9 protein-coding genes are annotated in these 12,629 nt (G+C 27.4%); 4 read left to right on the top strand and 5 right to left on the bottom strand.

The window, feature by feature from the left end:
- Positions 1–199: 199 nt before the first annotated feature.
- From Q0V09_RS03545 to Q0V09_RS03530, 4 genes are all read left to right on the top strand, one after another.
- Positions 200–895, top strand: coding sequence for a hypothetical protein (locus Q0V09_RS03545; protein ID WP_297406623.1), 696 nt, complete (start codon positions 200–202; stop codon positions 893–895).
- Between the two features lie 52 nt (positions 896–947).
- Positions 948–2,780, top strand: a complete 1,833-nt coding sequence (locus Q0V09_RS03540; protein ID WP_297406624.1) for a sigma factor-like helix-turn-helix DNA-binding protein — start codon at positions 948–950, stop codon at positions 2,778–2,780.
- A gap of 108 nt (positions 2,781–2,888) precedes the next feature.
- Positions 2,889–5,729 carry a UvrD-helicase domain-containing protein gene (locus Q0V09_RS03535; protein ID WP_297487195.1) on the top strand — a complete coding sequence of 947 codons (2,841 nt, stop codon included), beginning with the start codon at positions 2,889–2,891 and terminating at the stop codon, positions 5,727–5,729.
- A gap of 10 nt (positions 5,730–5,739) precedes the next feature.
- On the top strand, positions 5,740–7,671 hold the full coding sequence (locus tag Q0V09_RS03530) for a [FeFe] hydrogenase, group A (RefSeq protein ID WP_297487193.1): 1,932 nt from the start codon (positions 5,740–5,742) through the stop codon (positions 7,669–7,671).
- A 30-nt stretch (positions 7,672–7,701) separates the two neighbouring features.
- Here the strand turns inward: Q0V09_RS03530 and Q0V09_RS03525 are convergent, their stop codons facing one another.
- From Q0V09_RS03525 to Q0V09_RS03505, 5 genes are all read right to left on the bottom strand, one after another.
- Positions 7,702–8,340: a cyclodeaminase/cyclohydrolase family protein gene (locus Q0V09_RS03525; protein WP_297407750.1), complete on the bottom strand. Its 639-nt coding sequence runs from the start codon at positions 8,338–8,340 to the stop codon at positions 7,702–7,704.
- Between the two features lie 9 nt (positions 8,341–8,349).
- Positions 8,350–9,594, bottom strand: a complete 1,245-nt coding sequence (gene hutI, locus Q0V09_RS03520) for an imidazolonepropionase (protein WP_297407749.1) — start codon at positions 9,592–9,594, stop codon at positions 8,350–8,352.
- Between the two features lie 9 nt (positions 9,595–9,603).
- Positions 9,604–10,500 carry a glutamate formimidoyltransferase gene (ftcD, locus tag Q0V09_RS03515; RefSeq protein ID WP_297487191.1) on the bottom strand — a complete coding sequence of 299 codons (897 nt, stop codon included), beginning with the start codon at positions 10,498–10,500 and terminating at the stop codon, positions 9,604–9,606.
- 12 nt (positions 10,501–10,512) lie between these two features.
- Positions 10,513–12,045 (bottom strand): histidine ammonia-lyase, encoded by a 1,533-nt coding sequence (gene hutH, locus Q0V09_RS03510; RefSeq protein ID WP_297487189.1) that lies wholly within the window; start codon positions 12,043–12,045, stop codon positions 10,513–10,515.
- 14 nt (positions 12,046–12,059) lie between these two features.
- A partial coding sequence (locus Q0V09_RS03505; protein ID WP_297487187.1) for a Na+/H+ antiporter NhaC family protein occupies positions 12,060–12,629 on the bottom strand: 570 nt, incomplete at its 5' end.

The following is a 12,629-nucleotide window of genomic DNA, read 5'->3' as shown; positions in this document are numbered from 1 at the left end:
CTACACCAGGACGTACACTCTTTCCCTACACGACGCTCTTCCGATCTTATATTACTTTATGTATTAAGTAATGTCAATTATTTGACACAGTGTATATTTTAAATTGAATTTTTAAAAAAAATGAACTATAATAGACGTATAAAGAAAGAATAAAAAACTATTCTTAGTATATAATTTATGACTATTCAAGGAGGAATATATGAGTTTTTTATCTAAGTTGTTTAATGGCAAAGATATGAAAGAATTAGAAGAAGTTAATCTGTCTCTATCTGAAACTATTAATAATTTAAAAGAAGAACTAAATGCAAAAAGCACTATTATAAATGCCCATACTTCAGATAAAAAAAGTGAAGTTAATAATTATAGGAAACAATGGGAACTTATGGAAAAAAATTTAAGAAATTTACAACAAGAAAATTTACTTTTAAAAAATACCCTAACCCATATAAATAGTATAATCCCTAAAGATGAATGGTCTTTTATATATTTAGTTGATTTACACATATTTTATTCTACGAATAAATTTATTAATATTAGAGAGAAACTTTTAGAAAATAATATTATCTATCTTCAAGATATCTCTTTAGATTTATTTACAACTTTACTTATAAATGAGAAACATTGTGCAGAAGCTGCTAAAAAATATCAAGATTATAAAAAAGGAATTATCGAATGGGAAGTGAAAACACTTCTTCTAAAAGGAGATCGAGTTACAAAAATTTACCAAAAATCCAGAAAATTATTAAATATTTTAAGTGATCACAATATTGAATTTATGAGAGATTTAAATACTTTTGATTTTCAATCTCTCCAGAGCTATGAATTTAGCCAAAATGATATAGAATTATTCAAAGAAAAGTATAATACATATAATAGTGAACGAAAAATAAAATAACTTTGAACCTTGATAAAACATAGGATGAAAGAGTGTTTGGGGAGGAATTTTGATGAGTACATATAACTTATGGAGCAACTACCTTAGAATCGATAGATTTATTAACAGCGATGAAAAAAAGTTGAAATTTTTAAACTTTTGTTCAGATGAAAACATAAAATACCTTTCAGAAATTAATGAAGAACTTCTTATTAAATATTCTTCTATTCCTGGAGTTGGTCCTGGAAGAATTTCTGATATAAAAAATGATCTTATTGAAATTAAAGAAAGACTTTTAAATCAAAAAAATTACCAAATTATTATGGATTGTCGATTGGACAAAATCATATTTCATATAAAAAATATAGAAAATATAACTGTTGGAAGATTTTTAAGTTATTCTAAAGATGAAATTGATAATCTACATCTATCAATTAATGACTTAGAAAAAATCTATGAAATCTGTACTACAACACTACCTTTAAATGAAACTTTAAAGAAAATAAACTTAACTCTATCTCCTGAAGATATTAAATTACTTATAGATAGACTAGAAAAAAATAAAACACTTGAAGAAATTGGAAGCCAAAGAAATATTAGTCGTGAAAGAACTAGACAAATTGAAATTAAATTAAAACAAATTGTAGCTTCTATTTTTAAAAATACAAATTTAAATGTAGCCTTAAAAATACAATCTGATTTTAAAGATGAAATCTCTTTAGAAGAGATGATTGGGTTATTTGGACACGAACATCTTTACTTAGTTAGTTTTTTAAAGAAAAATGAGATTTTCTCAAGACCATTTTATATTGACTTTCTAGATCTGTTTCTTTTTGATAGAAGAGAACGTTTCTTTAAAATATTTTATTCTTTAGAATTTACTAATATTCTTACAACTGAAAATGTTAAAACCATTAGAACAAGTTTTAAATCATTTAAATGGGTTGAGCAAGATGAAATTGAAAAAATCATATCTAAGTTAGGATATGAAAAACATGGGAAATATTATGTTCAAAATAGTGGTTATAAAGATATTTTAGAACTTTATTTTGTCAAGCTAGTTCTACATCCTCTTAGAGTAGATGAAAACACTATAAAAATAATTGTTCAAGATATCAACACTAAATTAGAATATAATTTATATTCTGATGAATTAACTAATACAAGTGAAAGTTCATCTATCTATTTAGCTCGTAGACTTGAAGGACTTCTTTCAAGAATTGATGGAATTATTATGACAGATTCAAGAACATATATTCATATTAATAAAATCAAGTATAATGTAGAAGCTTTCATTAAATTAAAAGATACTATTCTATCTTTTAATGATAATTATATAGATAGTATCGCTGTTTATAAAAATTTAGAAAAAGAATTAAATATAATTGGAATTTACTCTGATCATGTATTTTATTCTCTATTTAAATATCACTTTGCTCAAGAATTAAATCTTACAACAAATGGAAATAGTCGTGTTTTAACTATTGGAGATCAAGAGTTTAATAGAGTTGAAGAACTTGAAAAGTTTATTGAAACAGAAGGTAAAATTTTAGAAAAAAACTATATTCAAGAAAAATTAAACTATTCTAACGTTTCTTTGAACAATGCAATTGATAATTCCAATGAAATTATTAGTTTTGATAGATCATTTATCGGTTTAATTGATTTTGTTTCAATAACTAAAAATGAGAGTGAACTTTTCAAAAAACTTGTACTAAATAATGATGATGATGGTAATATTTTAATTCCTGAATTAATTAGTAAAATTAACCTTCATAAAGGTTTTAAAGAGTTTATCAAAAAAAATAGTATCAATAAATATTTTATTGCCTCTTTAGTTAGATATCATTTTCCAGAATATAAAGGTGGCTGTAATTTATTAAGTAAAAAAAACAACTCAAAATAAACAGAACTTGGTTAATCCAAGTTCTTTTTTGTATAAACAATTCAATTTTCTTGAAATTTTTATGACAATGGTATAAGATTAGAGTAAATGAATTTATGGAGGAAACATATGAAGTTTTTAATCACTGATTATTTTTTTAAAAGTATTCCTCTAGAAAAAAATGAAAAGGTTTTAAATAGATTAAATTTTTTTTACGATTGTATTAAAAATAACAATCTATTTTCTTTTGATTTCCCTAAGGGTTTTTGGACAAAAAAAATCAAAGGAACTAATTCTCTTTTTGAATTTAGAGTAGATAATGGTGATCGTATTTTTTTTATTCTAAATAACTATTCTAGAGAAACTGACGGAAATATAATATTTTTGCTTTATTCTTCTCATGATAGAGCAGTAAAAAAAGCCAAAAGAAAAGAACTACAAAGTTATAATTTAGAAAATTTTATTACATTTAATGAAAATGATGATATTCAATTTATTGATGAAATACATTTTAATTGGAATAATGTTATTACTTATGAAATTTTAGAAGATACTGATTTTGTAGAAAATTACTCTAAAAATAAATACAAATATTATTATTTAAATGATGAACAATACTCATGTTTAGCTGGTTACCCTCCGTACTTTATCGCTGGAAGTGCTGGAAGCGGAAAAAGTACTTTAACATTAAGAAAGTTATTAAATTTAGAGGAAAATTATAATACTTATGAATATTCTAATATTCTTTATTTAACAGCAAATCAATATTTAAAAGAAAACTCAGAAGAACAATATTTAGAATTTAGATTTAAACAAAATCTACCTATTGGTCATTTTTATACAATAAAAGATTTTTTTGCTAAACATCTCAATATAAAAAGAAAACAAATAATCGGTTTAGAAAAATTTAAAGAATTTCTATTTTATTCATACCCTAATTATAAAAAATTCAAGCTATCTCCTGAAGAGATATTCTCTGAAATAAATGGAATTATTAAAGGAATAATGATTTTTAATAAAGCTGATAATTGGAATAGAGATCTATCTAATTCTCTAATTACTTTAGATACTTACTTAAATCTCAGCTCTAAATACTCTGTTCTTTCAAAAGATATTAGAATACAAATGTACTCTATTGCTGAAAAATATAATTCTTGGCTTAAAGATAATAAGTTATTTGATTTAAATGACTTATCTATTATGCTATACAACTTACACTTAAAATATGATTTTATAATAATAGACGAAGTTCAAGATTTAACTGAATTACAAATTTTTTCTTTAGTTACATTGGCAAAAGATAGAGAAAATATATTTCTAGCTGGTGATATCCATCAAATGGTTAATTCTACATATTTTAATTTTGATAGAATAAAAAATCTTTTTTACTCAAATTATAATAAAAATGTAGATATTAAAGTTCTTAGTAAAAATTATAGGAGTTGCAAAAAAATTGTAGCTTTAGCCAATCATTTTTCTAGTTTACGTAGTGAATATATTGGGAATTTAGGAATTGAAGATTACAAAGAGATCTCTATTCAAAAAGAAGGAGATATCTCTTTAACATCACCAAATCTTGCTTTAATTAGAGATGCTCAAAATGATGTTAATTTTGCCATTGTTGTTCCTGATGAAAATACAAAATATGAACTTTATGAAAAACTAGATAATAAACACAGAATATTTACTATCCCTGAAATTAAAGGTCTAGAATATAAAAATATTATTTGTTACAATTTAACTTCTAAATATCAAGATGAATGGAAAAAAATATTTTCAAAAAAAGTTAAACAAGACCAAAGATATAGAAAGTTTTTTAATATTTTTTATGTTGGTATTACACGAGCACAAGAAAATTTAATTATTATGGAAGAAAATATTCAATCTAATTTAATTCTTAAACAAATTAAAGATTTTTTAGTTAAAGATGACAATTTAACATTTGTTCATGAAGTCAAAGATATAAAACAAGAAAAAAAAGATTGGCTTAAAGAGGGAATTAAGCTTTATAAATTAGAAAAAATTGAAGAAGCTCAATATGCTTTTGAATTGGCAGGAGAGTCAACTTGGATTATTGAAAGGGAAATTGAAAATGATATTACTGATTTAGATTTTGATTTAGCAATAAAGAAAATAAACAATGAAAATTTAAGTGGAAAGCAAAATCACTATAAAAAACTTATAATTGATACTGCTATTAATCACTCTCTTTATATGTGTGCACTTGAAAAAAATCAAATTTTTGGAATATCCTATAGAGAAAAAGAAATTAAAGAAGGAATTAAAAATTCCATTGAAAATTCACCTTTTTCATCTAAAGAAATAAATAAAATTATTCAATTTTATAAAAAAAAGAAAGATTTCCTTTTTGTAGGAGATATTTTACTTGGAATAAAAAAATATAAAGAAGCCTTAGTACACTATCAAAACTTAAACAATCAAACTGGAATATCTTTAGCAAGAAAAGGACTTCTAACTGAAGAATTTTCATTACTTCCTAATTTTGATGAAAAAATTAAAGAGCTAGATAGTATTATTGAAGAAAAAAATATCAATACTTTTAATAAAAAAGATAAACTTACATCTTTACATAGAGCGCTTATTATAAAGAAAGATCCTATTTTATTTAATATGATTTTATCCTTAGGAGGAAATATACATACTTTTATAAAAGGAAAATATACAATTCCTGAATATTTTATAATGTACCCTCCAGATACTAAAAATAACATAGACAACTTTTTTAATATATTTTATCATAATGGATTGACTTTAAGCCGTCCTTCATATATCAGTATATATCTAAATTCTTTAAAATTATTTAAATATTTATTATCTAAAGACAAGTTTACTTTAAGTGATACCTTTATAGAGGAATTACAAAATAATATTTCTTTAGAAACTGAAAGAACTATACGTTCTCGAAAGCTGCTTTTAATGAAACAAATCATAAAAAATCATAAGAAGTAAAGGAGAAAAAATGAACAAAAAACAAAGTTTACTAAGAACCTCTCTTGGTTCTGTTTTTAATGAAAGTGATCTTATGGGAGGACTTGAAGGTGAAAATAGATTAGTTACTATTTCAGGAAAAGTTAATAATCCTGGAATTTATGATGTTCCAGAAAATGCGACACTTAAAGATATGATCGATCTTGCGGGCGGTATTACTGGAAATAAATTGTTTAAAGGTGCTCAATTTGGATTACCTTTTGGTGGGTTTTCTACTATTGCTAATATTAACGATATTGTTGATTTTAACTCATATTTTGATGCAAATCATTCAAAAACATTAATAATATTATCTGAAGATAGTTGTATTGTTCAATTTTCTAAATATTATGTTGAATTTATTTTAGGTAAACTTTCTAAAGGAAAGTATGGAACTTATTTACCCGTTAAATTTGAACTTGATAGAATTTGGAGAGTTCTTGATAGAATTACTAAAGGAAAAGCTAATATGAGAGATATTTATCTTTTAAGACAGCTTTCAGCTACAATTAAAGAGGAATTACATCAAAAACAAAACCTTATAGAAGATGCTATTGAATCGTTTTATCATGAGTTTGAACAACATATTGAAGAACATAGATGTCACACAGGTGAGTGTCCTCAATTAGTTAAGTTTAGAATTACAAACAAATGTATCGGTTGTACAGCATGTGCTAGAGTTTGTCCTGTACATTGTATTAGTGGTAAAATTAAAGAGAGACACTTTATTGATATTGAAAAATGTACTCACTGTGGACAATGTGTTGCTGCCTGCCCAGTTAATGCTATTAACGAAGGAGATAACAGTATGATGTTCTTAAGAGATCTATCTACTCCTGGTAAAATAGTTATAACTCAAATGGCTCCTGCAGTTAGAGTTGCTCTTGGTGAAGCTTTTGGTTTTGAACCTGGTGTAAATATTGAAAAGAAAATTAATGGCGCTCTTAGAATGCTAGGTGTTGACTATGTTTTTGATACAGCTTGGGCTGCTGATTTAACTATTATGGAAGAAGCTACTGAATTTCAATCAAGACTTGAAAAATACTTTAAAGGTGACGACTCTGTAAGACTTCCTATTCTAACATCGTGTTGTCCAGCTTGGGTTAAATTTATTGAACAAAGTTATCCTGATATGTTAGATGTTCCATCAACTGTAAAATCACCTATGCAAATTTTCTCTACTATTGCAAAGGATATATGGGCTAAAGAAAAAGGATATAAAAGAGATGAAATTACAGCAGTTGCTATAATGCCATGTCTTGCTAAAAAATATGAAGCTGCAAGACCTGAGTTTTCTAGAGGAGATAACTATGATACTGATTATGTTATCACAACAAGAGAGCTTATAAAAATATTAAAAGAAACTGAAATTGATTTACCAAACGTTAAAGAGGAAGAATTTGATAATCCTTTAGGTGAATATTCAGGAGCTGGTATTATATTTGGTAGAACTGGTGGAGTTATTGAAGCTGCTACTAGAACAACTATTGAAATGATTACTGGTGAAAAAGTTGATAATATAGAGTTTGAAGAGTTAAGAGGATGGGAAGGATTTAGAAGTTGTGACTTAAAAATAGGTCATATTGAACTTAGAATTGGTATTGCTCATGGACTTGAAGAAGCTAAAAAAATGCTAGATAAAATTAGAAATGGTGAAGAGTTCTATCATGCAATTGAAATCATGGCATGTAAAGGTGGATGTGTAGGTGGAGGTGGACAACCTAAAGCTATAAAAAAACAGATCACTTTAGAAAAAAGAGCAGAAGGATTAAATAGTATTGATAAAGCTTCTACTATTAGAAGATCTCATGAAAATCCACAAGTTTTAGCAATTTATGATAAATACTTAGATTATCCTTTAAGTAGAAAAGCTCATGAATTACTACATACTAAATATTTTCCAAAAATTAAAAGTCATAGATAAAAGTGGGAAGAGCGTGTGCTCTTCCTATTTTTATAATTTACTATTTACTACTTCTAAAATATTTTCTTTTATTTTTTTTGAATCTTTTAAAATATTTTCTATTTCTTTTAGGGTTTTATTTTTATATTCTGTATCATCTAAAGATGAAAGATTTACTTTTACATTTAAAATTCCACCCTCTATTCCAGAAAATAAAAGAATTGCAGAAACTCCTAAATCTGTAATAGCATTTTTATTACCAAATTTTAAAATATAATCTAAGTTTTCCAAAACATTTAAAGAAAGTTTACAAATATTTAAAGGAGTTTCTATCGCTTTTTTTAATGCTTTTTGAATCTCCTCTTTTCTTATCTCTTTTTCTTCTTCAGTTTCTTTTGGTAGTTTATATGATTTCATCACCAAATTATACACTTTTGTATCTTCATCAATTAATATTTCTAATTTAGATTTTAAAAAACCAATTTCATTAAATGACTTTGAAAAATTTTGTTGATCCTCTTCTGGCAGCTCTTTATATGCTTTTTTAGAGAATGTTAAATGAGCTACCATTCTACCCAACGAAGACCCTAAGGTTGATACTAAAGCTGATACAGACCCTCCTCCTGGAGCTGGAGATGATGAATCTACTTCCTGTAAAAAATCTTTTACTGACAAATTAAACAAATCCATTAATTCCTCCTATTTTTTAAAAACAAGACACCCATTTTTAAAAACTTTTTTTGTATGATTTATTCCAAAATGATATAAAATATAATCTATATTTTCTGCATCAAAAATAACTATATCTGCATTTTTTCCCTCTTCTAAAGATCCAATTTCTTTCTCTTTATCTAAAGCTTTTGCAGCATTTATAGTTACTGCTTTAAATATCTCTAAAGGTCTCATTCTTAATTTACTTGCTGCTATTTGCATAACTAGTTGTAAATTTTCGCTAGGACAAGAACCAGGATTATAATCTGTTGATAATGCAACTTGAACTCCTGAATCTATCATTTTTCTTGCAGGTGCATACTCTTTTCCTAAATTAAAAGAGGTTCCAGGAAGAAGATTAGCTATAGTTTTACTATTTTTTAAAACCTCTATTCCCTCATTACTTATTGCCATTAAATGATCTGCAGAATAAGCTCCTATTTCAACTGCTAATTGTGCTCCTTCTGTATTTTCAATTTCATCAGCATGAATTCTTGGTTTTAATCCATATTTTTTACCTTCTAATAATAATTTTTTACTTTGAGCTTTTGAAAATACCCCTTCTTCACAAAATATATCACAAAATTTTGCAAGTTTATTTTCTTTAATTATTGGTAGCATCTTTATAACATCATCAATAAATTTTTCTGAATCTCCATTATATTCTGGTGGTGTAGCATGAGCTGCCATAAAAGTTGAAATAATTTCAACTTCTTGTTCATGATTTAATCTTTCATTTACTCTTAACTGCTTTAACTCTGTTTCTAAATCTAGTCCATAACCACTTTTAGACTCAACAGTTGTCACTCCTAAAGAGAGCATTACACCTAAACTTTTCTTTGCTTTTTTTAAAAGTTCATCCTCTGTTGCTTCTTTTGTAGACTTTACTGTACTTAAAATTCCTCCACCACTTTTTAAGATCTCTAAATATGGTACTCCTTGAATTTTTTTAGAAAATTCATGTTCTCTAGATCCTCCATGTACTAAATGTGTATGTGAATCTATTAAACCTGGTGTTACAACTCTACCTTCACAATCAATTAATTTAGTTGTTAAATTTACATATTTAGAAGGAATTTCACCAGATCCTACAGTTACTATTTTTCCATCTCTTACAACTAAATAACCATTTTCAATTATTTCAATATTCTCCATACAAGAATTATTTTCTATCTCTAACTCTCTTCCTGTTACTAATTGCCCTATGTTATAAATAACTAAATCCGTATTCATATATCACCTCTATTTTAGCAATTCATTTTCAATAATCTTATCCACTGTAAACCCATCTAACCCTAAGTAATATTCTAAAGACTCTGACAATGCTTCCATTGGAACAGCTCCTATAATTTCACTTCCAGTTACATTTACACCATATCTTTTTGCTTCCATTTTAACTGTTTCAAATACTCTATATATTGGATTTTTTTTATAATCTTTTATATTCATTGTAACTTGAACAAACCCTTTTTCTTTTATTTCAGCTGGTCCAGCTTGAATATATCTGAATCCTCCACTTGAAAATCTAATTGCCTTTGCAATCTCTTTTGCTATAGATACATTTTCTGTATCTAAGTTTATATTAAATGCTATTAATGGCATTCTTCCGCCTATAGCTACAACTCCTGCTGTTTTATGAGGTTCTTTATTCCCAAAATCAGGCATCCATTCATCTAGTAGCATCTTTTCTTTTAATCCTTCATACTCACCTTTTCTAATAGATGGTAAAGAGACTCTATTTGGTGCACTAGCTGATTCTTCATACAAATAAACTGGTAAATTTAGCTTCTCCCAAACCTCTTTTGCAACCTCTTTAGAAAGTTCTACACACTCTTTCATTGTCATCTCTTTTATTGGAATAAATGGTACAACATCAATTGCTCCCATTCTCAAATGTTCACCTTTTTGTACATTCATATCTATAACTTCAATAGCTATTTCCATTGATTTAATAACAGCTTTTTTTATATCTTCTGGTTCTCCTATTACTGTTATAACAGTTCTATTATAATCTGGATCAGCTTCACATCCCATGAATTTAATTTTAGGATTCTCTTTAAAAGGAGATGCTATCTTTTCTATTTTTTCGTGATCAACACCTTCACTATAATTTGGAACACATTGAACTAATTTTCCCATAATTTTCACCCCTTAGATATTTAAACTTCCTATACTATCCTCAACTGTTTTTACTAAAACATTTGATTTTACCAATTCTTCCACTGTATTTATATCCAAATACATCACTCTATCATCTTTATAATATTCTACTACTTTTCTAACCTCTTTGTAAGCTCCTTCTGTACCTTTTCCTAATTTTTCAATTTTTCTTAATTCGATCCCTTGACAAGCTGCAAGGATCTCCATAGAAATAACTTTTCTAACATTTCCTAAAATCTCATATGCTTTTCTTGCTGCAATTGTTCCCATTGACACATGATCCTCTTGGTTTGCTGATGATGGAATTGAATCTACAGAAGCTGGATGAGCTAATACTTTATTTTCAGAAACTAATGATGCAGCACTATATTGCACTATCATAAATCCTGAATTTATTCCTCCATTTTCTACTAAAAAAGCCGGTAATCCATTATTTAAAGATGGATTAACTAGTCTTTCTAATCTTCTTTCAGAAATATTTGCCATTTCTGCAAGAGCTATTCCTAGAAAATCAAAAGGTAGTGCCATTGGTTGCCCATGGAAATTTCCACCAGATAAAACTTCATCTTCATCAACAAATATCAAAGGATTATCTGTTACTGAATCCATCTCTATTTCAACTTTTTCTTTTATAAAGTTTAAAGCGTCTTTACTTGCTCCATGAATTTGTGGCGCACATCTTAAAGCATATGGATCTTGAACTCTAAGTTCTCCTTGTTTTGATATTGAAGTACTCTCTTTTAATATTCTTCTAATATTTTCTGCTGTTGTTTTTTGTCCAATTTGACCTCTCAAATCATGAATTTTATGGTCATATGCACAAATTATTCCATTTAAAGCTTCCATAGTTAAAGAAGTAGCTATATCTAAATGCTTCATTAAATTAATCGCATCATAAAGTGCATGAGCACCAATTGAGGTCATAACCTGAGTTCCATTTATTAAAGCTAATCCCTCTTTAGAAGATAACTCCTCTACAATCTCTATTCCTGCTCTATTCATAGCTTCTTTTCCACTTAAAAGCTCTCCATTAAAGTATGCTTCTCCCATTCCCATTACTACAAGTACCATGTGAGATAATGGTGCTAAGTCACCTGAAGCTCCAAGAGATCCCTTCTCTGGAATTACTGGAGTAACTCCTTTATTTAACATCTCTATTAATGTTTCTAATACTATAGGTCTTATACCTGAATGACCTTTTATTAAGTTATTAACTCTTAAAAGCATTATTCCTCTTACTTGATCTATTGGAAGCGAATTCCCAACACCACAAGAGTGACTCATTATTAAATTCTTTTGTAAAGCAGCTGTTTCACTTTTTGAAATAATTGTATCAGAAAATTTTCCAAATCCAGTAGTTATTCCATAGCAAACTCTTTCTTCATCTACATATCTTTCCACTAGCTCCCTTGCTATAACAACTTTTTTCATAGCCTCTTCTGAAATTCTTACAGCATAATCTTCTCTTGTTACATTTATTAAATCCTCTAGTGTTAATCTTTTACTTCCTATTAGTAGTTCCAAATTAATCGTCCTCCTTAGAATAATACCCCACCAATAACTCCTGCTATAAGCAAAGGTATATTAAAATGTAAAAATGTAGGAATACATGTATCCCTTATATGATCATGCTGCCCATCAGCATTTAATCCAGATGTTGGTCCAAGTGTTGAATCTGATGCTGGTGATCCTGCATCTCCTAGAGCTCCTGCACAAGCTACAAGTATTATTGTTCCTGCCGGTGATATTCCAAGCTCTAAACACAGTGGAACATATATTGCTGCTAAAATAGGAACTGTTCCAAAAGATGTTCCAATTCCCATTGTTATAAAAAGTCCAACTAAAAGCATAGTTAGTGAACCCATTAATTTACTTCCACCTACTATTCCAACTACACTTTCAACAAGTGGAGCTATCTCTCCTGTTTCTCTTATTACATTTCCATATCCTGCTGCAATTAACATAATAAAAGCAATTAATCCCATAATTCCTATACCACCACTAACTAAATCATCAATTTCTCTCCAATTAATAACTTTTGTTACAAGCATAAAAGCTATAGCTACAATTGCTCCAAGAGGTAATGACCCTGTATGTATTTGTATGCC

Origin of the sequence: uncultured Cetobacterium sp., assembly GCF_947039425.1 — a bacterium.
Taxonomy (GTDB): Bacteria; Fusobacteriota; Fusobacteriia; order Fusobacteriales; family Fusobacteriaceae; genus Cetobacterium_A.
The sequence above is the reverse complement of the archived record's forward strand: the minus strand, read 5'-3'. Positions and strand labels throughout refer to the sequence as shown.